General features: G+C 47.0%; 24 protein-coding genes, 1 pseudogene and 1 riboswitch. Of the genes and pseudogenes, 16 read left to right on the top strand and 9 right to left on the bottom strand.

Features of this window, described 5'->3' with window-relative positions:
• Nucleotides 1-63: 63 nt before the first annotated feature.
• Nucleotides 64-1,650 (top strand): class I SAM-dependent methyltransferase, encoded by a 1,587-nt coding sequence (locus VM802_RS15675; protein ID WP_325532115.1) that lies wholly within the window; start codon nucleotides 64-66, stop codon nucleotides 1,648-1,650.
• 3 nt (nucleotides 1,651-1,653) lie between these two features.
• Here VM802_RS15675 and VM802_RS15670 read toward each other — a convergent pair whose 3' ends face one another.
• The 7 genes from VM802_RS15670 to VM802_RS15640 all read right to left on the bottom strand — a co-directional run bounded on the left by VM802_RS15670 (nucleotide 1,654) and on the right by VM802_RS15640 (nucleotide 11,373).
• On the bottom strand, nucleotides 1,654-2,526 hold the full coding sequence (locus VM802_RS15670) for an SMP-30/gluconolactonase/LRE family protein (protein WP_325532113.1): 873 nt from the start codon (nucleotides 2,524-2,526) through the stop codon (nucleotides 1,654-1,656).
• Nucleotides 2,527-2,808: 282 nt separating this feature from the next.
• Complete coding sequence (locus VM802_RS15665) at nucleotides 2,809-5,991, bottom strand: efflux RND transporter permease subunit (protein WP_325532111.1); 3,183 nt, start codon at nucleotides 5,989-5,991, stop codon at nucleotides 2,809-2,811.
• Nucleotides 5,992-6,030: 39 nt separating this feature from the next.
• Nucleotides 6,031-7,101 (bottom strand): efflux RND transporter periplasmic adaptor subunit, encoded by a 1,071-nt coding sequence (locus tag VM802_RS15660; RefSeq protein WP_325532109.1) that lies wholly within the window; start codon nucleotides 7,099-7,101, stop codon nucleotides 6,031-6,033.
• Between the two features lie 68 nt (nucleotides 7,102-7,169).
• The gene (locus VM802_RS15655) at nucleotides 7,170-8,528 is read right to left on the bottom strand and encodes a TolC family protein (protein ID WP_325532107.1); all 1,359 of its coding nucleotides are present in this window, start codon (nucleotides 8,526-8,528) and stop codon (nucleotides 7,170-7,172) included.
• A 10-nt stretch (nucleotides 8,529-8,538) separates the two neighbouring features.
• Nucleotides 8,539-9,153 (bottom strand): TetR/AcrR family transcriptional regulator, encoded by a 615-nt coding sequence (locus VM802_RS15650; protein WP_325532105.1) that lies wholly within the window; start codon nucleotides 9,151-9,153, stop codon nucleotides 8,539-8,541.
• 11 nt (nucleotides 9,154-9,164) lie between these two features.
• Nucleotides 9,165-9,830, bottom strand: a complete 666-nt coding sequence (locus tag VM802_RS15645) for a TetR/AcrR family transcriptional regulator (RefSeq protein ID WP_325532103.1) — start codon at nucleotides 9,828-9,830, stop codon at nucleotides 9,165-9,167.
• A 283-nt stretch (nucleotides 9,831-10,113) separates the two neighbouring features.
• Nucleotides 10,114-11,373 (bottom strand): pyridoxal phosphate-dependent aminotransferase, encoded by a 1,260-nt coding sequence (locus tag VM802_RS15640; protein ID WP_325532101.1) that lies wholly within the window; start codon nucleotides 11,371-11,373, stop codon nucleotides 10,114-10,116.
• Between the two features lie 382 nt (nucleotides 11,374-11,755).
• Between VM802_RS15640 and dnaN the strand changes: the two genes are divergently transcribed.
• From dnaN to VM802_RS15625, 3 genes are all read left to right on the top strand, one after another.
• Entirely contained in the window at nucleotides 11,756-12,874 is a 1,119-nt protein-coding gene (dnaN, locus tag VM802_RS15635; RefSeq protein ID WP_325532099.1) for a DNA polymerase III subunit beta, read from the top strand.
• A gap of 315 nt (nucleotides 12,875-13,189) precedes the next feature.
• Nucleotides 13,190-14,035: a sterol desaturase family protein gene (locus tag VM802_RS15630; RefSeq protein WP_325532097.1), complete on the top strand. Its 846-nt coding sequence runs from the start codon at nucleotides 13,190-13,192 to the stop codon at nucleotides 14,033-14,035.
• Nucleotides 14,036-14,076: 41 nt separating this feature from the next.
• A complete protein-coding gene (locus VM802_RS15625; RefSeq protein ID WP_325532095.1) occupies nucleotides 14,077-14,328 on the top strand; it encodes a hypothetical protein in 252 nt (83 codons plus the stop codon).
• Between the two features lie 13 nt (nucleotides 14,329-14,341).
• Here the strand turns inward: VM802_RS15625 and VM802_RS15620 are convergent, their stop codons facing one another.
• Nucleotides 14,342-14,818 carry a lipocalin-like domain-containing protein gene (locus VM802_RS15620; RefSeq protein ID WP_325532093.1) on the bottom strand — a complete coding sequence of 159 codons (477 nt, stop codon included), beginning with the start codon at nucleotides 14,816-14,818 and terminating at the stop codon, nucleotides 14,342-14,344.
• 202 nt (nucleotides 14,819-15,020) lie between these two features.
• Nucleotides 15,021-15,122, top strand: a riboswitch (TPP riboswitch).
• A gap of 52 nt (nucleotides 15,123-15,174) precedes the next feature.
• On the opposite strand from VM802_RS15620, the gene thiS reads away from it, so the two are divergent.
• The 7 genes from thiS to thiH all read left to right on the top strand — a co-directional run bounded on the left by thiS (nucleotide 15,175) and on the right by thiH (nucleotide 21,183).
• Nucleotides 15,175-15,378, top strand: coding sequence for a sulfur carrier protein ThiS (thiS, locus tag VM802_RS15615; RefSeq protein WP_325532091.1), 204 nt, complete (start codon nucleotides 15,175-15,177; stop codon nucleotides 15,376-15,378).
• Nucleotides 15,379-15,461: 83 nt separating this feature from the next.
• A complete protein-coding gene (thiC, locus tag VM802_RS15610) occupies nucleotides 15,462-17,306 on the top strand; it encodes a phosphomethylpyrimidine synthase ThiC (protein WP_325532089.1) in 1,845 nt (614 codons plus the stop codon).
• A 3-nt stretch (nucleotides 17,307-17,309) separates the two neighbouring features.
• Nucleotides 17,310-17,915 (top strand): thiamine phosphate synthase, encoded by a 606-nt coding sequence (locus VM802_RS15605; protein ID WP_325532087.1) that lies wholly within the window; start codon nucleotides 17,310-17,312, stop codon nucleotides 17,913-17,915.
• Complete coding sequence (locus VM802_RS15600; protein ID WP_325532085.1) at nucleotides 17,888-18,640, top strand: hydroxymethylpyrimidine/phosphomethylpyrimidine kinase; 753 nt, start codon at nucleotides 17,888-17,890, stop codon at nucleotides 18,638-18,640. The genes VM802_RS15605 and VM802_RS15600 overlap by 28 nt, the downstream gene beginning before the upstream one ends.
• Nucleotides 18,637-19,281, top strand: coding sequence for a thiamine phosphate synthase (locus VM802_RS15595; RefSeq protein ID WP_325532083.1), 645 nt, complete (start codon nucleotides 18,637-18,639; stop codon nucleotides 19,279-19,281). The genes VM802_RS15600 and VM802_RS15595 overlap by 4 nt, the downstream gene beginning before the upstream one ends.
• Nucleotides 19,269-20,042, top strand: a complete 774-nt coding sequence (locus VM802_RS15590) for a thiazole synthase (RefSeq protein ID WP_325532081.1) — start codon at nucleotides 19,269-19,271, stop codon at nucleotides 20,040-20,042. Before VM802_RS15595 ends, VM802_RS15590 begins: the two co-directional genes overlap by 13 nt.
• A gap of 34 nt (nucleotides 20,043-20,076) precedes the next feature.
• Nucleotides 20,077-21,183 (top strand): 2-iminoacetate synthase ThiH, encoded by a 1,107-nt coding sequence (gene thiH, locus VM802_RS15585; protein WP_325532079.1) that lies wholly within the window; start codon nucleotides 20,077-20,079, stop codon nucleotides 21,181-21,183.
• Between the two features lie 448 nt (nucleotides 21,184-21,631).
• Here the strand turns inward: thiH and VM802_RS15580 are convergent, their stop codons facing one another.
• A complete protein-coding gene (locus tag VM802_RS15580; protein ID WP_325532077.1) occupies nucleotides 21,632-22,093 on the bottom strand; it encodes a ferritin-like domain-containing protein in 462 nt (153 codons plus the stop codon).
• A 259-nt stretch (nucleotides 22,094-22,352) separates the two neighbouring features.
• Here VM802_RS15580 and VM802_RS15575 point away from each other — a divergent pair, with 259 nt between their 5' ends.
• The 5 genes and pseudogenes from VM802_RS15575 to VM802_RS32500 all read left to right on the top strand — a co-directional run.
• Complete coding sequence (locus VM802_RS15575) at nucleotides 22,353-22,505, top strand: lmo0937 family membrane protein (protein ID WP_325532075.1); 153 nt, start codon at nucleotides 22,353-22,355, stop codon at nucleotides 22,503-22,505.
• 34 nt (nucleotides 22,506-22,539) lie between these two features.
• On the top strand, nucleotides 22,540-23,691 hold the full coding sequence (locus VM802_RS15570) for an esterase-like activity of phytase family protein (RefSeq protein ID WP_325532074.1): 1,152 nt from the start codon (nucleotides 22,540-22,542) through the stop codon (nucleotides 23,689-23,691).
• A 51-nt stretch (nucleotides 23,692-23,742) separates the two neighbouring features.
• The gene (locus tag VM802_RS15565; protein ID WP_325532072.1) at nucleotides 23,743-24,186 is read left to right on the top strand and encodes a copper resistance protein NlpE N-terminal domain-containing protein; all 444 of its coding nucleotides are present in this window, start codon (nucleotides 23,743-23,745) and stop codon (nucleotides 24,184-24,186) included.
• 122 nt (nucleotides 24,187-24,308) lie between these two features.
• A pseudogene (locus VM802_RS15560) lies at nucleotides 24,309-25,172 on the top strand (SusR-related protein); the annotation flags it as partial.
• A 45-nt stretch (nucleotides 25,173-25,217) separates the two neighbouring features.
• Nucleotides 25,218-25,680: DUF6377 domain-containing protein (locus tag VM802_RS32500; protein ID WP_524537095.1), on the top strand; the 463-nt coding region annotated here is incomplete at its 3' end.

Raw genomic sequence — 25,680 nt, 5'->3', positions numbered from 1 at the left:
AGGTTTTTACCCCTCCCTCCGCAGGTATACGCTGCAGGAGGGTTTTTTCCTTAATTTCATGTCATGTATTTACTTATTCCCGGCCGTCACCACCTGCTTACAGATTTTCAGTTCAAATACCTGAACCGCCTGATCAAATGCAATCTCGAAGGAGAAAAAGACGTATATGGCCTACCGCTGGAAGCGCAGACTGTTGAAGGTATCATCTTCGCAGTCACCTCTGCCAACCACCTTGGTACCAAACGTAACCCGGTTCCATTCTATATCCGCGCGATGGTGATACAGGAGTTCTCCAACTCTCTGGACGTACCGGTGTATGTATACGGTATCGATGACGTGGGTGTTATCCCCGACTTTTCTGAATATACGGTAAAGACTATACGCCATTCCAGTGAAAGTGTGCATAGCCTTACTCCTGATAATACGATCGTGATCTGCTCTACCTCTGTAAAGGAGATGTATCTGAAGCGTGGCTTCCGTGTACTCCCGGCAGAGCTGGACCCCGTTACCAATACGTTCACACAACCTATGCCCTGGGATGTGGTGAAATTGATTGCACAGGAAGGCGAGTGGCGGAAAAATAAAACGGTCCTCGATCAGATGCATCCTGCGGCATTTCATATCTGGTCGCTGTATAGCATAGGAGAGAAGGTACAACAGATACTCAAAGACCCTATCATTGGCGCTGACGGCGACCTTACGGCTACCCGGGATTACAGTGTTTACGTGAAGCAGATGGACGATATTGCTGCAATGAAGTACCGCGAAACCGCCCCCTATATACAACCCGGAAAAATCGGGGATATTGGCTGCGCCGCCGGTTCATGGATCAAAATAGGCTGTGAAGACGACCGCCTCCATGAATGCGATTTTTACGGTATTGAAGTATCGCGCCACCTCTACGATGTATGCCTGCAACGTAAGCATAATCGCGAATTCGCCAATCCTTCCGTTTTCTTTGCACAGAAAAATGCAGTTACCAGCCTCGTTTTCGAAGCCGGTAGCATGAACACCATACACACCTCCTCCCTGACCCACGAAATTGAATCATACGGCAGCAGAAAAGATCTCATTGCGTTTATACATAACCGTTATCAGGAACTGGTACCCGGCGGCGTATGGATCAACAGAGACGTTGTAGGTCCCGAAAACAGGAATGAAACCGTATTGCTGTGGCTCAATACTAATGACGGCGAGAACGACCTGCCCGCTCCGGAAAACCCCGGCACCCACGAGTTGGCGGTATGGCTCGGGAAGCTCTCCACCGCCGCACTGTTTAAACGCTTTGCACAGGATTTCCGTCATCACGAAGGCTACCGCCTGCCTCATGAGTGGGTTACCATCGACGATAATACCTATTGCAAACTATCCATGCAGGACGCCTGCGAGTTCCTCTTCAAAAAAGATTACCACGACAACTGGTTCAGCGAAATGCACGAAACCTTCTGCTTCTGGAATTTCAACGACTGGAAATCCGCACTGGAAGAAGCCGGCTTCAGACTGGACAACCTTTCCAATGCTTACCGCAACGAGTGGATTGTAAAGAACCGTTTGGAAGGGAAGGTACAACTGCTGCGCATAAACGAAAACCGCACCGTAGAGCCGATGCGGTTCCCTGATTCCCATATGTTGTTACTAGCGCGCAAATAGCAGTCAGTGGCCGATCTTGGCCAGTGGCATTATTTCCAGTGTATTATCCGGCAGCAGCGGAAGCAACAGCATGTGTTTCTTCCTGTCCAGCGCAATGTCAGCAGCACCATGTTTGACATCCATGCTGGTAAATTGCTTTGTCTTCAGATCATATATTACAAGCCGGCCACTTGTGGGGTTCTTTACAGTGATCCAATCCGACAGCACAATGCGGTTATCATCCAATAACACAATACCATCGAAAAGCCCCGTAGGAGAGTTTTCTACGGCAGTGAAGGCAGCTTCTTTGTCAGATAGTTTTTTTGCATACAGCTTACCGTTACCATCGAAGTTGGGACCAGAAGTATTGAGATACACTATATCTGTTTTTGGATCATAAAGTACGCCATTGGCAGCTGGCACATCTCCTTTCAGCACTTCATAGCTACCGCCACGCACATTCACCATCAGCACATTTCCCTTAAACGTGTCTGATATTAATACCATACTGTCGTTCGCAGCATTCACATCATTCAGCAGGCCAGCCTGACCTTCCAGGTTAAGGTCAAATACTTTTTTACGGCTGTTGATATCATATCCTTTGAGATGGTCAATGTCTGCCACATATAGTATATCTCCGATAATGTCCAGCCCTTTGGGTGCATTCAACGTATCATCAAAATATTTCAGGGTGACTAGTTTCTCTCCGTTAATCCACGCAATAGTACCGTCGCCATCTTTAGCTAAAGGCTCTAGCTTAGGGCCGATGTTAGATACAAAATAGCCATTCTTGTAGGACACAACACTCTCGGGGCTCTGTAAGCCATTGATACTATGCTGGGCTTGTGTTGAAAAATGAAGCAGCAAACTGCCCAGCAGTGTAAGGTAAAGTTTCATAAAGACGATTTTTTTGAATTAAAATTAAACCCGGGGCCATCAACAACACTTATGAAATTAAAAGAAATAATTGTTAAAATCAAAGGTATGTTGCTATGTAGTTATGTTGCTATTGTGATATTTGAAACGCAGCGGAGTTAATAAAACGATTTCGCCGCATTTCAAATACCCAAATAACAACATAAAAAAATCATAAAATGAAAAGGCCGCGGACATGAATATCCCGGCCATTTACCTAAACCTACAACTGTTACACTGTTAGTAACATCTCTTTAAAATATCTTAATTCGAATGAAGATCATTCAAAGGAACTTCAACATAGGAAGCCACCATGCGCTGCCTGATATAGCGCTTGGTCGACAGTTTTCCGATGCCAAATTTCGACATTATTTTGTCAACTATCATATAAACTACCGGCACCACTATCAGCGTCAGGAACATGGAACTGATCAGTCCACCGATGATCACCCATGCCAGACCATTCTTGGTAGAGGCCACACCGCCTGTTGCCAGCGCAATGGGTAGCATACCTATCACCATCGCAATGGTAGTCATCAGGATCGGACGCAGACGTGCGTTGTTCGCGTGAATCAGCGCGTCATAAGTGCTCTGGCCCTGCTCTTTCATCTGGTTCGTAAAGTCAACCAGGATGATCGCGTTCTTGGCAACAAGACCGATCAGCATGATCATACCCAGAATGGTAAAGATGTTGAGCGTATTGTTGGTGAGGGCAAGTGCAAGCAATGCTCCGATAATAGCCAGCGGAATAGAGAACAAAACTACAAAAGGATAAATATAGTTGTCGTACAATGCCACCATAATCAGATACACCATCACAATAGAAATCAGTAACGCTGCACCCAGTGTACCGAAGGAATCGCCCTGATTCTCTGCGTCACCGCCAAATACAAAGCTGATACCTGCGGGCTTCTCCATCTTTTCCAACCGCGCTGCAAACTCCTGCGTCACGGTACCGGAAGGGCGTCCCATTACCTGCGACTGTACAGATACAGAGGTATTCTTATCCCTGCGTTCCAGGTGGCTGGGGCCCGAACCTTCCGTCACCGCTGCAAACTGCGACAGTTTAATCAACTGCCCCTGGTTGTTCACAAACTGGATATTGGAAACGTTCTGAATATTTTTTCTGTTGAAATCATCAAAGCGGATATTGATATCGTACTCGTAATCACCCTGGCGGAATTTCACTTTGGCATCATCGGCAGTACCGCTGAAAGCAGTCTGCATGGTGCCCCCCACCTGATCGAGGGTAAGGCCAAGCGCCGACATCTTATCACGATCCACCTGCACATTAATCTCCGGGTTACCATCTTCCACTGACAGCTTCACTTCACTGGCCCCATCTATTCTCTTCAGGGTATCCATCGCTTTTCTGGCGAAAGCCATTACACTATCCAGTTCAGAGCCCATCACGATCAGTTCCACCGGCGCTCTCTCCGCGGTACCAAGAATACTCACATCCGTCGTCTTCACTTTCACACCAGGCAATATGCTTTTCAGCTCCTTCTTAATCTTAGCGGCATAAATATCAGAGGCATCTTTGCGCTTTTCCGGGTCCACCAGCATTACGGTAATCTCTGCCTTATAAGCAGTGGATTGTGAGGTACCAAAACCGTCTTCACTGGTCTGGCCCACAGTAGTGATCAACCTGGTGATCTCCGATTTCTTGCTGAGATATTGCTCCACCTTGCGGGTAGCCTGGTTAGATTGCTCTACAGATGCATCTTTCGGCATCTCCAGCATCACGATGAACTGGCCACGGTCACCTTTCGGAATAAACTCTCCACCGATATAACCCTTACCAATCAACATGAATGAAGAAATCAGTAATCCTACCGAAACAATAATAGTGACGAGCTTATGCGCCAGCGCCCACTTCAGCATACCGGTCATCCATACAGTGAAGTGCTGTAGTTGCTTTTCAAACCAGAGAATGAATTTCTCAAAAAAGTTCTTACCTGTTATATGTTCCAGTTTACCGAAGCGGGATGACAACAGCGGAACAATCATGAAGGAAGACAACAGACTGAGCATCGTGGAAATCATCACCACCACGCAGAACTCACGCAGGATCTTTGACACCAGCTCGTTAGTCAGAGAGATCGGGAGGAACACCACCACAATTACCAATGTAATGGATGTAACAGTAAACCCTATTTCCTTCACACCGTCAAAAGCCGCGCGTACACGGTTCTTCCCCATCTCCATATGCCGGTATATATTCTCCAGCACCACGATGGCGTCATCCACCAGGATACCTACCACCAGCGACAAACCTAATAAAGACATCAGGTTGAGAGAGAAGCCCATCAGCTTCATACCGATAAAAGTAGCGATCAGGGACGCCGGGATGGAGATCATTACAAAAAGCGCACTGCGTATGCTATGCAGGAATAATAACATCACCACAGCCACCAGTATTACTGCGAGGATAAGGTCATGTATCACAGAGTCAGCTGATTCCAGTGTAAAGTCTGATGAGTCATTGGCCACCAGTATCTTCAGGCTGTTCGCTGCGTAGTCCTTTTCAATACGGCTGATCGTCTTCTTCATCTCCTCACTCACCGTTACAGCATTGGCGTCTGTCTGCTTCTGTACCTGGAGCGCAATGGCGTTTACGCCATCCACACGGGCAATACGTTCCGCATCTTTCTGGGCATCCTGCACATCTGCTACATCTTTCAGACGCACCTGTGTACCGTCTGCCGTTGTGGTGAGTACCAGGTTACGTAGCTGGTCCACATTTTTATATTTACCTGCCAGCCTGATGAGGATTTGCTCTTTGGCGTTCCTGATCTTACCGGTAGGGAAGTCAAGGTTGGCGTTGGTGATAATCTGACGCAGCTGAAGGATGGACATATTGTAAGCCTGCAGTTTTGCAGGGTCCACATTCACCTGTATCTCACGCTCCTGGCCACCGATCAGCGACACCTGCGCCACGCCTGGCAAGCGGGATAAGATGGGTTGCAGCTTCTTGTCCACGAGATCAAAAAACTGCTTGTCGTCCATCTTTGCAGTGGCGGACAGTGTCATGATCGGAAGGTCATCTATGGAAAACTTATTGAGGGAAGGCGGTTTCGCATCACCCGGCAGATCGGCCAGGATGGAGTTTACCTTACGTTGCGCGTCCTGCAGTGCGAGATCCACGTTGGCATCGTTATTCAATTCAACGGTAATCACGGAAAGACTTTCGGAAGATTTGGAACTGATCTTCTTAATCTTTTCCATTGACGCCACCGCATCTTCAATCTTCTTGGTAATCGTACTCTCCACCTCATTGGGAGACGCTCCCGGGTATACCGTGGAAATAGTGACGATCGGGGAGCTGAACTTGGGCAGCAGCTCATAGTTCAGCGATTTATAACTCATAACCCCCAGCAGGGTTAGGATGGTAAACACCACCACCACAATGGTAGGCCGCTTTATGGATACTTCAGTAATCTTCATGTCGCAAAAATTTGTTCAAACACCGGATACTATATTTATTTACTTGCCGGCGCCCTGTACGGTTACCGTTGCCCCATCTGTAAGGTTGATCTGACCGCTGGTGATCACGGTATCACCTTCGTTTAGCCCATCCCTTACTTCCACCTGGTCGCCAACAATGCGGCCTGCCACTACTTTCTTTTTCCTGGCGGTCTTGCCATCCATCACATATATCTCATTACTGTTCACCCCCCCCACGAAAGCCGTGCGTGAAATGAATATAGCCTTGTCTGTTTCCGGTGATTCAAAATGCGCAGTGCCATACATACCAGCCTTCAGCGGTTTACCGGCAACATTGTTCACCACCATTTCCACCGGATAGTTCAGTGAGTTGTCGCCTTTGGCAGCAATGAAGGATATAGTGCCTTCATAATTTGCTTCAGGATATACATTGGAGGTCACGTTCACCTTCTGTCCTTCCTTCAGCTGCACCACCTGTGCTTCAGGTACAGCCACCGCCAGTTTCAGCCTGGACACATCCACGATGTCAAACATTTTTGTACCCGGAGAGAGATAAGCTCCCTGCTCTATGTATTTTTTATTGATCACGCCGGAGATAGGCGCTTTTACATAAGTATCGCTCACATGACGGCTGGCCGCCTCATAGCGCGTTTTGGCAATATCATACTGAAGGCGTGCATCATCCACCTGCTTGCGGGTAACGCCGCCGGTTTCAAATGCGCTTTCATATCTTTCTTTATCTATTTTCAGCTGCTGCAGGTTGGCTTTTGCAGACTCCAGGTCTGTATTTACGATCTGTCCGTCGATGTAGGCAATGGGCTGCCCCTGTTTTACCATGCTGCCTTCATCTATCAGCAGCTTGGTGATACGGCCGGATGTTTCAGCGAGATAAGTCAATTCACGGATAGGAGCGAAGTTGCCGTTAGCCAGAAACCCCTGTGAGAAATCGTTGCGGGTTACTTTCTGCACCAGCACCGGTACTTCTCCTGTATTGCTTTCTTTTACAAATTCAGTTTTAGCTGCGTTGGCTTTTTTATTAGCGTTGAGCTTCCACAGGATCAGTACTACAGCACCTACAGTTACCAGGCCCCAGATAATAAATTTTTTCATCTGCAAATCGTTTGTGTGTTTAGGTCGCTGCGCTATGCGCAGGGTGTATTTAATTTCGTATATACGTATTAGTTAAGAAGTTGTTTCAGGCTGCCTTTGCTCTTGATGATGTCCAGCTCTGCCAGCTTGTATTGCAGCAGTGCTTCATTGTAGCTGTTCTGTGCATCCGTGAGCGAAGTTTCAGCATTGAGCAGGTCAGTGAGACTGGCGAGGCCTAGCTTGTAGTTATTCTGTGTAGAATAATACACTTCATTGGCCAGGTCCTTATTTTCTTTCTGTGTGCTGATGGTAGAAAGATTACTTCTTACCTGTAGTTTGGCATTTTCATATTCTGTGTTCAGCGACAACTCAGTATCTTCCAGTTGTTTGTTTATCTGGCGCAGTGCTACGTTTGCCTGGCTCACTTTAGAGCGGCGGCCAAAACCATCGAAGATGGGAATACGCAACGTAAGACCTACAGCCGCGGCGCCATACCAGAAGGTAGCATTGCCTGGATCTTTCGAGAACACAAATTGCTTACTCATACCATTATAGGAATAGCGCCCGAAGAGTGATAACGAAGGATAATATTCTGCCTGGTATGCTTTCTTCTGTAACAGCTGCAGTTCTTCCTGTTTCTTCAGCAGCTTGTATTCTGTTCTGCCAGAGAGGTTCATATCGTCGTACTGTAGTACACCGGCGGCTTTGTTCTCTATCTCTTTAAGCGATGCAGCGGGCACCGTAAAGGCCGACTGCAAAGGCATGCCCATCATACGTTTCATATTATTGGTCTGCATGGCGTACTGATTGAGCAATTGTGTGCGCTGTGTAACGTAGTTGGTGAGGTTCACTTTAATGCGGTCCAGGTCTATCTTTTTGGCCAGACCGTTATCGTATTGAGACTTGGTAGCTGTCACCAGTTGGTTCAGCTTTTCAATGTTGCTGTTGATAGTAGTAATCTTCTCTTGTGTAACCAGCAACTGATAATACAGCTGTGATACGCTGTAGATAACGCTTTCCTCAGACTGCTGCGTTTGCAATGAGTAGTACTCCTCACCGGATTTAGCAGCTTTGAGGCCGGTAAATACAGCCTGGTTGAATATCTCCTGGTTCAGTTCCACGCCGGCAGTAGCCTGATATTGTACGCCAAAGGTGAGCAATATGGAGCTATCAGGTTTTCCCAAAGCGTCTCCGGGAATCAGCGACTGCGCCAGCTTTATATTATCAGTATAGCTCGCATTTCCATTTACCTGTGGAAGAGCCTGAGAACGTACCTGTTGTGTTTTAAACTTCCCCATGTCCTCTTCCATCCTGGTTCTGGCCAATTGTTTATTGTTGTTCAGGGCAAACTTCAACGCCTCCTGGAGCGTGAGCTGCGCCTGAGCATAAGCAGCATGGTACCCCCCTATCCCCAACATGAGGATAAGCGTTAACTTTAATCGCTTCATAAATTTGATGTTATTCTTCTTCTTTGATTTGTAGGTACTGATTTACCAGTTTATGTCCTTTTATTGTAGCTATTCCCAGAATATAATGCGCTGTCACCTGTTCCATCACTTCGTGCATTTCAAAATTCTCCGCAGGATACTGCACCGGGTCAAAGGCAGCATCCAGCTGTAACTGGCGCATACGGGCAACAATTTCTATATTCAGATTCTGGCGGTATACACCTTCCGCCATACCTCGTTTGAGATTTTCTTTGATACCGAAAAGGATACAATTTCCTCTAAACCTTTCGATGGTACTCCAGGTTTCCGGATGATACTTCTGGATCTCGAAGAGCATAACCGGGTTCAGTGTTTTGGCAATACCGGTAATATACTTCATACTCCGCACCAGCTCATCAATCGCGTTATCGGCTTCTTCAATCGCATGCTGAAAGAAGTCTGTATGAGACTGCAACAACTGTTGCATGCCTTCATCAATGAGCGCCTGTTTGTCTGAAAAATGCTCGTATACTGTTTTTTTGGAAATACCGCAATCACGGGCTATATCAAACATGGTAACACCTTTTATCCCATATATCCTGAACATCTTTAACGCCGTTTCCAGTATCCTTTGCCGAGCTACCATGATTGCAGTATTTACGCCTTCATTCCTTTAATAAATATTTCCAGTAATTGTTTCTGTTTGTCTATGATTTCAGCAAACAGCTCATCATCCATTTCCATGTCAGGCCTTACATGGTTCGGTACCGAGAAGCGCAGACCATTGACGGCCAGCACCAGCAACTCTGCTGTCTTACCCGGATGCTTCACCTTAAACTCACCTGACTGAACGCCAGCCTTTATAACCTGTGTATGAATCTCTATTTCTCTTTTCTTTGCTTTTTCCATCTCTTCCAGAATGGTGGGAGATGGGTTCTGCAGTATCTTGAAGATCTCAAGGCGGCAGAATTTAGTCAGAAAGGTTTCTCTTATTTCTATGATCCGTTCCAATGCCCTGGTGGCGGATTTAACATTGCGCGCCTCTTCTTCCATTTCGCTGAAAAACGATTCCGCAATTTTCTGCAATACTGCTATGTGCATTGCATTCTTATCAGGGTAGTAATAATATAACGATGCTTTTGAGCAATGCAGATCATCGGCAATCTCATTCATGGTCGTTTTGGCGGCGCCATAATGAGTGAACCGCCGCAGTGCGGCTTCCAGGATCTTGTCCCGCATTTCATCTTTGTTCTCTGCCTGCATTAACTTTCTGACTTTTTTTGTTTCAAGGTCAAAATTAGTACCATTTTCCATAAAATTCATAAGTATTCGGCATTTAACAAGCATTTAACTTTTTAATGAGAAAAGTCAAAAAGTCAAAATAATGACCTATGGTAGTATCTTACCTCCATATCATGTCCGCATCAAGTCCGCCTATACTCCGGTATTCCTGTACTGATCAGTACTGTAACTCAGTACTGTAACATGGTCATGTCCGGCGGGGAAGAAGGAGAATAGTATCATAAAATGCGTATGGCCCGTCTAGAACTCAATCTAAACGGGCCATACACCTTTATCTTCCCGCAGTGGGGAATCAATAATATTACTATGATATCACGCTGAGGGCGGCTTGCAGTTTCTCGAACATAGCCGGGATCTCTTCCTTCACACAGGTGCCAACGCTGAGGCGGTACCAGGGTGAATTCTTAGCGGCGCCGAAAGCATAGAATGGTACCAGTGCCAGTTTGGCTTCGTTGAGGATGTAAGAAGTAACGGCTGCCTGATCCTGTAATACAGTGCCATCAGCAGTTTTCTTACCAACGAGGTCCAGTTTCACGGTGAGATAGATAGCAGCCTGCGGCGCGATAGCCTCCACCGGATGACCTGCTTTCTTCAGATTATCGAAGCCTTCGTATATTTTAACCAGTCGTTCTTCAATTTCGCCTTTAAAGTGCTGGAGGTACTTATCCACATTCTCTGTCTGTACCAGGTAGCGGGCGGCAGCTTTCTGTTCAGCCATCGGGCTCCATGCACCTACGTGGGAGAGGATGGACTTCATTTTACCGATCAGGTGTGCGGGACCCAGCGCCCAGCCCACTCTTACACCGGTAGCAGCAAACGCCTTACTCATACCATCAATGAAGATCGTATAGTCTTTCAGTTCAGGACGCAGTTGAACGGGATTGTAGTGATGGGTATTGCCGAAGGTAAGCACCCAGTACATCTGGTCGAACATGATGTACAGCGGCTTCTGGTCGGCACTCCTGCTTTTGTTCTCAGCAATCACGAGGTCACAGATCTCTTCCAGCTGTTGTTTACCGAAGGCGGTGCCGGTAGGATTCTGCGGAGAGCAGAGAGCGAGGAGCGTAGCACCTTTCAGCAGGGGTTTCAGCTCAGCCGCCGTAGGCATGAAATCATTTTCAGGAGTAGTTTCCAGCACTACGTGTTCCGCTTCAAGGAAGTGCGTATAGTGGTTGTTGTTCCAGGAAGGAGTAGCATATACTACTTTCTCACCGCGGTCTACGATAGCCCGGAAGGTAGCGTAGATAATAGGGCGGCCGCCGCAGGAAATCACGATCTCGTTTGCAGGGTTATAGGTAAGCCCTTCCCTGGAGGAAATGAACTCACTTACAGCCTGCCTCAGGTCAGCAATACCATCTGCCGGAGGATAGTTCGTCAGGTGTTCCTTATAGGCAGTTATGATTTCCTGTTCAAATTCAACCGGAATAGGAAATACCTTCGGGTCAAAGTCCCCGATGGTGAAGTTGTAGATCTTCTCGCCTTTCGCCTGTTTCTCCTTTACCTCAGCTGCCAGCTTGATGATTTCGGAGCCTATCAATGTTTCGGCTAAATGAGACAGTTTCATAACCTGCTTTTTTTATTGTTTTTGAATAAATTTTTCGCGCGGCAAAAGTAACCGATTTGAACATAATTTAAAAGAATAGGTCAATTCTTTTTACAACAATCAAATTGATGCACAAAATATTAAATTTCATCCAATCAAACCAGGCATTTTGCTTCATCCATTCAGCATTAAATTTATTCAAAATATGTTCAATCCTCATCCCCCGTGTGTAAAACCGGTTACCTTTACGTGTATAAGATGTGATGAAATTCGGGAGAATAACAAAAGTTTCTATCTTTGTTTTACATTACATTTACACCTTTTATACAGGTATCATGTGAACGGACAGGACAGACGTACAGGTACCAACTAAGCAAGAATGACAAGCAAACTTATATAGACCATGAAATTTATTGTTTCTTCCTCTACTTTATTAAAACAATTACAACAGATCAGCGGGGTAATCAATTCCAACACAGTATTGCCGATACTGGAGGATTTTCTGTTCCTGATTGAAAAAAACGAGCTGACCGTAGTAGCTACTGATCTGGAAACCGTGATGCGCGTGAAGCTGGAGGTAGAAGCAAAGGAAAACGGACGGATCTGTATCCCGGCAAAAATCCTGATGGATTCTCTCAAAAACCTGCCGGACCAGCCCCTCACTTTCCACATTGATCTTAACTCCTATGCGGTGGAAATCACCTCAGACAACGGTAAGTACAAAGTAATGGGTGAAAATCCTGAAAACTTCCCGAAAGAACCTGCTGCTGACGACACCACATCTTTTACCATGACCGCTACCGGCCTGGTAACAGCTATCAACAAAACACTCTTTGCCGTTAGCAACGACGACCTGCGTCCCGCTATGACCGGCGTGTTCTTCGAACTCGGTACCGATAGCCTCACCTTTGTTGCCACAGATGCTCACCGCCTGGTCAAATACGTGAGAACAGATGTGAAATGCCCGCGTGCAGACAGTTTCATCGTTCCTAAAAAACCGCTGAACCTCCTGAAATCCGCAGTACCGGACAACGACTCTGAAATAAAAATCTCCTATAGCCAGAACCATTTCTTCGTACAACATGATGGCGCTCAGATGATCTGCCGCCTCATCGATGCACGTTTCCCTGACTATAAAGTGGTAATACCTAAGGATAATCCATACCGCCTCACTGTGGTAAAAAGTGATTTCCAGAACGCCCTGAAACGTGTAGGCGTATTCGCTAACAAGAGCACCAACCAGGTAGCACTGAATATCACCGGCAGTGAACTGCAGCTGTCTGCCCAGGACGTTGACTTCTCCTTTGAAGGTAACGAGCGCATGAGCTGCCAGTATACCGGCGACGATATGCAGATCGCTTTCAACGCCAAATTCCTTATCGAGATGCTCAACGCTGCTGAAGGCGACGAAATTTCCGTGGAACTGGCCACTGCAACCAAAGCAGGTATTCTCAAACCTTCCGAGAAAGAAGAAAATGAAGACCTCCTCATGCTGGTAATGCCTCTCATGCTCAACAATTAATACTAACAGGAATGGCTATACTAGAATAATTTTCCGGTAAGTCATACGCTGAGAACATTAAGTTAATATATAAAGCAATCTCCCACAAAGAGGTTGCTTTTTTCTTTCCCGGCGGGCTTTAACAGCCTTTATTAATTCCCCAAATAGTTGTAATTTATAATCAGAAACAGTTGTTGAAAACGTAGAAAATAACAGTCACTATTCATCATTGACCCCATATCCAAAGCAGAGATTTTGTTGGCCAGATAAGGAAAACCGTTATCAGATTTATAGACATAAAGACAGGATTTCCATATATACCCATAAATACCAGTTATGGTATCATTTTTCGAAAATATCCCTTCGTATTACCGCACAGCTATACTGGTTGGCGGGCTGCTGCTATTGTGGATCATTGAAGGAATGATTCCCCGTTTCCGCTTCCGGAACAGCCGCTACCGCCATGCAGGCACCAACCTGGTATTTACGCTAACTACTATTGTTATAAACACCGCTTGTGCCTTTCTTATTGTAAAAGCATCTCAATGGACCAGTGCAAATCGCTTCGGACTGTTCTACCTCATGAAGCTGCCCCTCTGGCTGCATGCTCTGCTGGCCATATTAATGCTGGATCTGATAGGCGCTTACCTTATCCATTTTGTTCAGCACAAAACTGCATGGATGTGGCAGTTCCATAAGATACACCATATTGATACACAGATTGATGCCACTACTGCATTGCGGCATCATCCGGTGGAAAGCGGCTTCCGGGTAATGGCCCTCTTCGTCGCTATCGTCACAATGGGCGTCCCCTTCTGGATGATCATGTTTTACCAGTCGCTGTCCGCTTTCATGTCGCAGTTCAATCATGCAAACATCAGGCTGCCCAAATGGCTCGATAATACACTCAGCTGGATCATTGTATCACCAGACATGCATAAAGTACATCATAGCCATTATCAGCCGGAAACAGACTCTAATTATGCCAACATCTTTTCTATATGGGACAGGTTGTTCGGCACTTTCGTGAAGATACCCGATACCACCTCTATCCGTTACGGGCTTGATGAATACCAGGATGCCCGCTACCAGGAAGTAGGACCACTGATGAAAGTGCCCTGGGAGACTATGACACCTTATACCAAGGAGGAAACAAACTTCAGCGGACAACAGCACCTATAGACTGTATACTATTCCTTAACCTGTTTTAAATTAAACTACATATGCAACACTCAACAACATTGACGAAAACAACTTGTATAGCGGCGCTGGTGATCGGCGTGCTCTCCGCAGCATTCGCCTTCACCACCAAAACGCCTGCCTATGCAGTAACCGCTGGCGCTGTAGCAACACTGATAGGCCTTGTATCATTATACATCGGCAGAAAAAATATCGATGATATGCAGCTTGCCGCCGCCGGTATCTTTATGGCTGTGGTATCCTGCCTGGTAGGGTTATGGCAGATCTATAACTGATAGCTAATAGCTTTTAGTAGCTTCTGTGGTATTTTTCCGTGTAGCCTTCTGCGGCTTTTACCGGGAACAGCACCAGGGAAGTATCTGTTAATTCCCTGATAATAGTGGTGTCTATAATAGCGGATGTATCTTTTACTCCTTCTGAGTGGCTCCACAACAATAACGTATCATGCGCCAGCGACCATTTGTCGTAAACAAGCGTATACATATTGATAGAACGGGCTACACCGTTCTTCCTTAATTGAAAACCCTGCATCTCCCTATCAAGGCCTGCTACAGGCTGTATCCATTTTCCTATGAGTTTAACTGCATCAACATGCAGTGTATCAATAACAGCAGCAGTGCTGTCGGCAACGCCGGCATTGCTGCTGTCTGCTATCACAAGCAGACTGCTGTCATGTACAATATCTTCCTGCTGCTCTCCCTTCCTGGAATTACATGCCATCATCGTTACCAGTAAAGATAATAAGAGGAACCAGTTCTTTCTCATGGCTTAAAAATACAGATAATGTCTGAACTGTGATTTTTTTGATTATTGAGATTCAGGTGATGTGCGAAGATTATATCCTGATAATTATGTAGCTGGAAAAAAATTTTAAAGATAACTATCCCCTAAACAGAATCTTCGCACATCACCTGAATCTCAATAATCAAAAAAATCACAGTTCAGACAAAAAAATAAACTACTTTTGTTTTCACTTTAGGGGTGTTTATCCTTCACCGGATAAGCTGAGATGATACCCTCAGTACCTGAAGCAGCTCATACTGCCGTAGGGAAAAGTAACTGAACTTTCTCATCTTTCCACATCCTTAAAGTTTATTGTTTCACCTAAATTTCCATTCAATATGGACGTGCTTGTAAACAATAAACTTTATGCGGTGCAGCAGGGAACTACAATTGCTGCGCTCTTACAGTTTATTCAGCTCACTACTCACAAAGGCATTGCCATAGCCGTCAACAACCAGGTAATACCAAAAAATTCCTGGAATGATCAGTCGCTATGCGCCGATGATAGCGTAACTATTATCCGCGCTACACAGGGCGGATAGCAGCCCATTCTTTTAATTATCGTATAACCGTCACCGTATTGATAATACGGTAAGGGATTCTATTGCTCTAAAATTCTTATCACATGCAACACCAGCAGGCGGCAATAAGCCGTGCGCCATTTCCGGCATCAGAAAAAATTTATGTGGATGGCAGCATTCATCCGATAAAGGTAGCAATGCGCCGTATAACGTTAACGGATACACGCCTACATGGTAAACAGGGCGTATCCACTCCTAACGATCCTGTAGTAGTATATGATACAAGCGGCCCCTACACTGACCTGCAGGCCGACATCGATGTAACCCAAGGCCTCTCACCGTTGCGCCACGAATGGATCACCGGCAGGGAAGACGTTGAGCACCTGAGCCAGTACTCCAGTGAATATGTCAGACAGCTCCAGCAGGAAGGTGGCCGGATGCCGCTCATGAGCATCTCCCGCAGACCGCTGAAGGCAAAGCCGGGAAAAAATGTTACACAGTTGTATTACGCACAACAGGGCATTATCACTCCCGAAATGGAATATATTGCTATCCGTGAAAACCAGTTGGCAGACCAGCTATGGCAGCAAAATAACGCTCTGTGGCAGCAACATAAAGGCGATACCATGGGCGCCGCCATGACAGGGAAATTCATCACACCGGAATTTGTACGGCAGGAAGTAGCCGCAGGCAGAGCCATCATACCAGCTAATATAAATCACCCGGAAAGCGAACCGATGATCATCGGCCGCAACTTCCTGGTGAAAATAAATGCCAACATTGGCAACTCTGCCGTTACATCCAGCATAGAAGAAGAAGTGGAAAAAGCAGTATGGGCCTGTCGCTGGGGCACAGATACCATTATGGATCTCAGCACAGGAAAGAACATACATGAAACCAGGGAATGGATCATCCGCAACGCTCCTGTACCCATTGGTACCGTACCTATTTACCAGGCGCTGGAAAAAGTGAACGGTAAAGCCGAAGCCCTCACCTGGGAGATATTCCGCGACACGCTCATTGAACAGGCCGAACAGGGTGTCGACTACTTTACCATACATGCAGGCGTATTGCTGAGGTATATACCGCTAACAGCTAAACGCACTACCGGCATCGTATCCCGCGGCGGCTCTATCATGGCCAAGTGGTGTCTTGCTCATCACAAAGAAAATTTCCTGTATACGCATTTCGACGAGATCTGCGAAATCATGAAGGCATATGATGTATCCTTCTCCCTCGGTGATGGCCTCCGCCCCGGCAGTATCGCCGACGCTAATGATGCCGCACAGTTTGCCGAACTGGAAACACTCGGCGAGCTCACCAAAAAAGCCTGGCAACACCAGGTGCAGGTAATGATAGAAGGCCCCGGTCACGTGCCGATGCACCTGATAAAAGAAAATATGGACAAGCAACTGGAATGCTGTCATGAAGCGCCTTTCTACACACTCGGACCACTCACTACTGATATCGCTCCCGGATACGATCACATCACATCCGGTATAGGCGCAGCCATGATAGGCTGGTTCGGCACGGCCATGCTGTGTTATGTAACACCCAAAGAGCATCTTGGACTTCCCAACAGAGAAGACGTACGCCAGGGCGTTATCACCTATAAGATCGCGGCACATGCTGCGGATCTCGCCAAAGGTCACCCCGGTGCACAGCATCGCGATAATGCACTGAGCAAGGCCAGGTTTGAGTTCCGCTGGGAAGATCAGTTCAATCTCTCCCTCGATCCGGAAACAGCCCGCTCTTACCACGACGAAACATTACCTTCAGAAGGCGCCAAAGTAGCTCACTTCTGCTCTATGTGCGGACCTCACTTCTGCTCTATGAAGATCACACAGGAAGTACGGGAGTTTGCCGAACAACAGGGCATTAAGACTGAAGAAGCGCTGGAAGCTGGTTTGGAAGAAAAGGCAAAGTCATTCCGCGAAACGCTTGTGTAAATCATGATCTGGGCTATCACATCACCCGAACGTGTACACGAAGAAGTACGAATACTGTCTTCCCTTTTGGAAGCCGGCGCCGATGGCATCTTGCTGCGCAAACCAGGCTGGAACACAGCTCAGTATGAGGCACTCGTGGAGACTATAGATCCCCGTTATTACCAACGGCTGATCATCCGCGATAACTTCCAGGTCTGCAATAAATATGCGTTGGGAGGTATCCATCTCAGTGAGCAGATGCGGGAAAGCATATCTGCCTCAGCGCTACTGCAGCACCTGCAGCCTTATTCCCGCAGCAGTACAGGCGTGCACAACGTGGCACAACTAGTTGCACATTGCAACACGTTTAACACATTACTGTTAAGTCCTGTGTTCGACAGCATTTCCAAACCAGGCTACCAGGGCCGGTTTGAACGCCTCCCGCTCTCAAAAGGATCATATGCCGTGCTTGCATTGGGCGGAGTGGACAGTACTAATATCGAAAGTGTACAGCAATGGGGATTTGATGGCGCAGCCGTACTCGGCGCTCTCTGGAAAGATCCGGCCAGGGCGGTAGCGTCATATCATAACATGCAGCAATTATGGAAAAAGAACGCCCATACGCACTGAGCATCGCCGGTCTTGACCCCAGCGGCGGAGCCGGCCTGCTGGCAGATATAAAAACGTTTGAACAACACCGCGTGTATGGTCTCGGTGTATGCACCGCCATTACCGTGCAAACAGCTTCCGATTTCATTTCGGTGGACTGGCTGCCTGTATCGAAGATACTGGCACAGGTAAAGCCATTACTGGAATATCACCGGATCAGGTATTGTAAGATCGGAATTATGGAAGATGTGAAAGCCATGCTGGAAGTGGTTTCCGGACTTAAGCAACTGGCGCCCGACATCCGGATCGTGCTGGACCCTGTACTAAAAGCTTCCGCCGGCTTCTCCTTCCATAACGATATACAACAGCAACACTGGCAACAGTTGCTGCAACAGCTTTACCTGCTCACGCCCAACTACCCCGAAGCGCAGCTGCTCACCGGCTGCAACGACGGAGAAGAAGCCGCCCGGCGGCTCTCAGCCTTTTGCGCAGTGCTGCTCAAAGGCGGTCATCATGCACAGCAGCAGGGTATAGACATACTGTATACAGGCAATATGGTCCATACTTATGGTCCCGGGCGTGCTGCTGTTTTTCCGAAACACGGCTCAGGCTGTGTATTATCATCAGCCATCACCGCATCGCTGGCGCTGGGACAGTCGATACAGGAAGCCTGCTGTAACGGTAAGGCATATACGGAAAAAATATTGGCCAGTCATTCATCACTAACAGGATACCACCACCAATGATCAGTACCTTTCATTACATATCACAGGGATCAGCACCGGCTGATCATCTCAACAATATCCTCGCCGCCTGCGAAGCCGGCTGCAAATGGATACAGCTCCGCATTAAAAATGACACGCCTCAAAACATCCTGCCAGTGGCAGAAGCGGCCAAAGCAGTGTGCGATCGCTACCAGGCATCACTCATCATCAATGATTATCCTCATATAGCAGTTGCCGTTAATGCAGCAGGTGTGCACGTAGGTAAAAACGACATGACTGTGGCGGCAGCCCGGGCCATTACGGGCACCAGTATGATTGTTGGCGGTACTGCCAACACAGTAGAGGACATACGTAATCATGTAACAGACGGCGCTAACTATGTAGGCGTAGGGCCCTTCCGCTTTACTACCACCAAGGAAAATCTCAGCCCGATACTCGGCCTGGGTGGCTATATGCGCATCATGCAGGAGCTGGATAAACTACGCCTACCCATTCCGGTTATAGCTATCGGAGGTATACTGCTGGAAGATATCCCGGCATTGATGCAAACCGGTATTCATGGCATCGCCGCCAGCGGACTGGTAACATCTGCTCCTGATAAACAGGTACTGGTCAAAGAACTCTATACACTCACACAAAAACCGCTGACATGGAACCATTGATAATAGCCGGCAGGCAATTTTCCTCCAGGCTTTTCACCGGCACCGGTAAATTCTCCAACGCAGCAGTCATGGAATCCGCACTGCTGGCTTCTGAGAGTGAACTGGTAACAGTGGCGCTAAAGAGAGTGGATATGCAAAATAAGGCAGATGATATGTTGCAGCACCTGTCGCATCCGCATATACAGCTGCTGCCCAATACATCCGGTGTACGCACCGCAAAGGAAGCAATATATGCAGCACAGCTGGCACGCGAAGCGCTTGAAACCAACTGGATAAAACTGGAGATACATCCAGATCCCCGCTACCTGATGCCCGATCCTGTGGAGACCCTGCAGGCCGCCACGGAACTGGTAAAACTTGGATTCATTGTATTACCATACGTGCATGCCGATCCTGTATTATGCAAACGCCTTGAGGAAGTTGGCACCGCAGCAGTGATGCCGCTTGGCTCACCGATAGGTAGCAATAAAGGACTTCGCACCGCTGATTTCCTGGAGATCATCATCTCACAGAGCAATGTGCCCGTAGTGGTGGATGCCGGTATCGGCAGCCCTTCGCAGGCGGCACAAGCAATGGAGATGGGCGCTGCGGCCGTATTGGTGAACACTGCAATAGCAGTTGCGAAAGATCCGGTGCGAATGGCGGCAGCATTTAAAACAGCTGTGGAAGCGGGGCGCATGGCCTATGAAGCAGGCTTACCGGCTGCAACCACACATGCAGTGGCATCCAGCCCGCTCGTTGCTTTCCTGGATGAAGCCTGATGCATATTGAATCAACTCAGAAAAATCATTCGCTATGTTTACAAGCATATTTGAACAGCATAAGTGGGAAGATATAAAAGCGGCCATCTATGCCAAAACGAAGGCCGATGTGGAACAGGCGCTTCATAACCAGCGGCGGACACTCGACGATTTTGCCGCACTCATTTCACCAGCGGCGGCAGCATTTCTTCCAGATATGGCTGCCATCAGCCATGAGCTCACCCTGCAACGGTTTGGTAATACCATGCAATTGTATATTCCCATGTATCTGTCCAACGAATGCCAGAATATATGCACCTATTGCGGCTTCAGCCTCGATAATAAAATACGGCGCAAAACGCTCAGCAGTGCGGAGATCGTTCAGGAAGCCGCAGCCATCAAAGGGATGGGATATAATCATGTACTGCTCGTCACCGGTGAGGCCCATCAGCAGGTAGGAGTAGAGTACTTCAAAAAGGCGTTGCAGTTACTGCGGCCACATTTTGCCAACATCTCTATGGAAGTACAGCCAATGGATGAAACAGACTATGCGGAACTTATTCCGCTGGGACTGCACGGAGTACTGGTATACCAGGAAACTTATCATCAGGATGACTACCGGAAGCATCATCCCAAAGGCAGAAAATCAAATTTCGATTACCGGCTGCAAACCCCCGACAGGCTGGGTCAGGCAGGAATTCATAAGATTGGGCTGGGGGTGCTTATCGGCCTGGAAGACTGGCGCACAGATAGCTTCTTCACCGCCTTACATCTTCAGTACCTGGAGAAAAAATATTGGCAAACCCGGTACAGCATTTCTTTCCCGCGACTGCGGCCATTCTCCGGTGGACTGGCTCCCAAAGTGGAAATGAATGACCGCGAACTGGTACAGCTGATATGTGCCTATCGCCTGCTCAACCAGGATATTGAACTGAGCATTTCCACGCGGGAGGAAGAGCGTTTCAGGAACCATATTGTAAAGCTGGGCGTCACAGCCATGAGTGCCGGTTCCAGGACCAACCCCGGTGGGTACACTGTTGACAGACAATCGCTCGAGCAGTTTGAAATCTCTGATGAACGCAGTGCCGCCGAGATTGCAGCCATGCTCAGAAACCAGGGATACGAACCTGTGTGGAAAGACTGGGACCAGGTATTTTCATAAGGAAGGATTCCTTACATAATATCCAGAAGCAATCAGGGACGCATAAATGCGTCCCTGATTGTTTTATAGCAGTCTAAAATTTTTATGGGAGTAAACTTCTCTCAATCTCTATAAAGATAATACCCTGGGCACTTTCAAAAATCATCATGAATAAAATGAACAAAATGAACAGGGCGCGTAAAAATGAATAAAAACGTAGTCTAAATAGCATTCATGAGATATAAATAGTGATTTCCAATATACATGGCCGCATAAAAAAGGGCTGCTTCAAACGATGAAGAAGCAGCCCCTGTACCGAAAAATCCCGTAGTTGCCATATTACTTATCAACATAAGTATGATTGGAATACCATTACCTAAAAGTAGATGGATAATCCTGAACAACCAGATTTCAGGTCACTTTGAACAAAATGAACAGCCTGAAAGCGACTGCACAAAATATCGTCAGATCAATATACCACATTCACTATATCCCTGTATGTTTTAATAGTATCATGCGCATCCCTGAGTCTGGCCCGTTGCGAGGCTATCAACTCCCGTATGCTGTACGGCATTGCAATATCAATGCTAAGTGCTTCTGAATACGTACGCTGTATTGCGTCCTCACCATATTCGCAGGAAGAAAAAATTGCATGCCTGTTATATCCGGTAAATGCTGTTTTAATGTTGGTCCAGATACGGTATAGTTCACCGGACAGCGAAGTGACTGTAACCGGAAAGCCACCATAGTCAACGAGCTCCCGGTTAAGCTGTGCCGCATATAGTCTGCTGTCATCTATCATACGCTGGAACAATGCTTTGAGGTCCATGTTCTCCGTGGCTTTGATCGCTTCCTTATAACCATCAATCCTGTCATTATTTATTCTGACAAGATCACTCAAAATTGTGGTTAGGGTTTCCTCCTGTTGCATAATCGATTACCTTTTATACTAATTAACAGATTGACATTATCATATTTATATGCCCAAAAACGCGACCATTTTGCAGAACCTTAATAGTCAGGCTTCAGCATATGACGGATACATTTCTTCCGCCCTTTTTGCTTCACGTATAGGGGAATCACCTCCACAACTCAGCCGTTGCGCTGGCACAGTCCTGTATTGTATTTAAGCGGATTAGTGGTTGGCACAATTTTCCCAACCTTCAACAATGAAACAAATCCATTTAGTCATGAACACTCTTTTGTATTTGTTGGCTGTCATTCTGATTATTGGATGGTTACTTGGCGTCTTTGTTTATTCAGCAGGTAGTCTAATTCATGCATTGCTGGTATTGGCTATCATTGCTATCCTGATCAATATCATCAGAGGTAGGGCGGTGTAAGAGATTAGTTTCAGATATTACCTAAATTGCGGCCATGAAAAATTCCCGGTTTTTTATGGCCGCAGTGCTGATCGGTACCCTCGCAGGCTGCACTACTACCCGCAAAACAACAGGCAATACGACCGGTAATATAGGTCGGTTGCAATATATCGGTAAACAGGTGGTTCCCTATAATATGCCGCTTGAAGGCACTGTAACCGGCGGCCTTTCCGGTATTGATTACGATCCCCGCAGTCAGCAATATTACATGATCTGTGACGACCGTTCCGAACATAACCCGGCACGTTTCTATACCGCAAAGCTATATTTCTCACAAACTTCATTTGACAGTATAAGGTTTACAGCCGTAACTCCTTTATTACAGGCTAACGGGGCAACCTACCCGGGTAATAAAGTCAATGCCGCTCTCACCCCTGACCCCGAAGCGATGCGGTACAATGCGCGGAAGGGATACCTGGTATGGAGCAGCGAGGGAGAACGCATCGTCAATAATAAAGATACCATCCTCACCAACCCCGGCATCTATGAAATCACTACTGCTGGCAGATACATTGATTCATTTGCATTGCCATCGCAGTTCAGGATGCAGGCAGCGGAAAAAGGTCCAAGACGTAACGGCGTATTTGAGGGCCTGGGATTTACCCCCGATTATCGCTTCATGTACGTAAGTCTCGAAGAGCCCAGGTATGAAGATGGTCCAAGGGCGGATATAAACGATACCACCGCGCTTACCCGTATCATTAAGTTTGATAATAGCACCCGGCAGGCTGTGGCCCAATATGCCTACCGGTTGGAACCGGTGGCGCATCCTGCCACACCAACAAGCGGCTTTAAGGTAAATGGCATCTCTGATATAATGGTACTGGATGACAACCGGCTGCTAACCATTGAACGTTCTTTTTCCACCGGCGTAAAAGACTGTACTATCAAGGTATACCTGACAGATCTGCGTCACACTACAGATGTGAGCAGGTACAACGCATTGAAATCTGTTAAAGGCCTCAGGCCTGCTGAGAAAAAACTGCTTTTCGATTTCACTGCACTGAATACCTATATAGATAATATAGAAGGTGTGACCTATGGGCCGGTACTCCCCAATGGTCATCGCAGCCTGGTGTTTGTGGCGGATAATAACTTTTCCCCGCTGGAGGAAAGCCAGTTCTTCCTGTTTGAATTGGTGCCGTAACCAACCAAATGCAGCGACAGTTTGTTATATATGGTAGAAAAATAGCTCGCTATGAAGTATCTACCTTTACTGGTGGCAGCGCTGGCATTGGGCGCATGCCAGCATGCAGGGTCCGGCACAGGAAAAAACGATGACACAGGGAAAAAAGCGGACACCTGGGTAACCTACTCCGGAACACTACCCTGCGCAGACTGCGGCGGAATACTCACGGAGCTTACCATACACGAAATGCCCGGGAGCAACGAAGCAGAATTCAAACTGAAGGAAACCTATCAGGGCACTAAGTCCGGCAGAGATGAGGTATTCCGCAGCGATGGCATATACCGTATTGTACAGGGAAGTGGCCCCCAGCCCTGTATACTCCTGAACCCGGATAAAGATAAAAACCTGCAACGGTCGTTTCAGCAAACCGGCCTCCACGAACTGAAAATGCTGGACAATAGCCAGCAACCCATAGAAAGCGCCTTGAACTATACCCTCAAAAGTAATCCCTAACTCCGGAATGGATGATCATTTATAATGTATACACTGGTTTCAAAAAACCAGCGTCAGGGGTTATTTCAAAAAAGTCGCTTAAATTTAGCGTTGACCAGTGACATTTTATCATCCTGTTTTCTATGAGGCGCATTGTAGCTTGCTTGTTTTTTCTGTTATCGTCGCACATTGCCGTACTTGCAAACACCCGCCAGGATAGTTTGCTGAAGGAACTATATTATAATATAGCAAAGGCGGGTGAGTATGATGCCGCCAAGCTGCGCGGCATTGACAGCACCAGGCGCAGGCTCGCCTCTGTTGGCAATAACCTCCCGCTCCGGTTTGACCTCTATCGCCGCCTGTATGAAGAATACAAGGTATTCAACTTTGATTCAGCCTTCTATTATGCCCGGCAATTAGAGCAGGTCGCAGCCACCATGCAGGACCCCGTCCGCCTCACCTATGCCAGAACCAGGCAGGGCTATGTGCTGCTATCGTCAGGGATGTTTACAGAAACCTCTTCACTGCTGAATAATATAGATGTGACCGGCATGCCCGACAGCATCCGTACACAATTCTACCTGATGAAGAGCAGGTTCTATTATGACTTAGCCGATTACAGCCAGGATAAATTCTATTCTCCCACCTACATCAGACAGGGCAGCATGTTCATGGATTCCGCCCTGCATCTGCTGGACACCGCCTCGTTTGAATAGAAATATAATAAGGGGCTGCAGCTATTCAAAATGGGAGACCACCACGCTGCCATCGCCTGTTTCCCCGACCTTAATCAACCAGGACTGAATTACAGACAGCTGGCGGTATCCGCTTGTACGCTGGGTTATATCTACCTCGAAAGTCACCGCCGGGATACAGCCATCACACTGATGATACGTTCTGCCATCGCAGACATCCGCTCTTCCACCAAAGAAACGATGGCCATATATATGCTGGCCACCCTTTTGTTTGAAAAGGGGGACATTAAAAATGCATCTGTATTTATAGAAAAGGCAGTTTCAGAAGCGGTCTTTTATGGCGCACGACAGCGAAAGGTGCAGGTAAGCAGTATTCTCCCCATTATTGAGCAGGAGCGGATTAATACCGCTGAAGAAAGAACCCGCTCCGTATTTATATATGCAGCTGTGGTGACCCTGCTGCTGATTGCACTCGTAATATTGGCTATCACGGTGTTCCGGCAGGTCCGCAAACTGAAGGCTGCGCAGGAGATCATCACGGCAGCCCACCTGAAACAGCAGGAGATCAACAACCAACTCCTGGAGGCCAACAAGATCAAGGAAGAATATGTAGGCTATTGCTTCAACATCAACGCGAGCTATATCAACAAAATCGAAAAAATCAAACAAACCCTTGAACAGAAATTATCAGAAAATAAACCCTCAGAACTAAAATACCTTGTAAATAATATCAATATCCGGAAGGAGAGGGAGGAGTTGTTTACAAATTTTGACCGCGTGTTCCTGAAAATATTCCCGCACTTTGTGGAAGAGTTTAATT

Origin of the sequence: Chitinophaga sp., from assembly GCF_035538455.1 — a bacterium.
Taxonomy (GTDB): domain Bacteria; phylum Bacteroidota; class Bacteroidia; order Chitinophagales; family Chitinophagaceae; genus Chitinophaga.
Note: the sequence above shows the minus strand (reverse complement) of the source record. Positions and strands in the feature narration are given on the sequence as shown.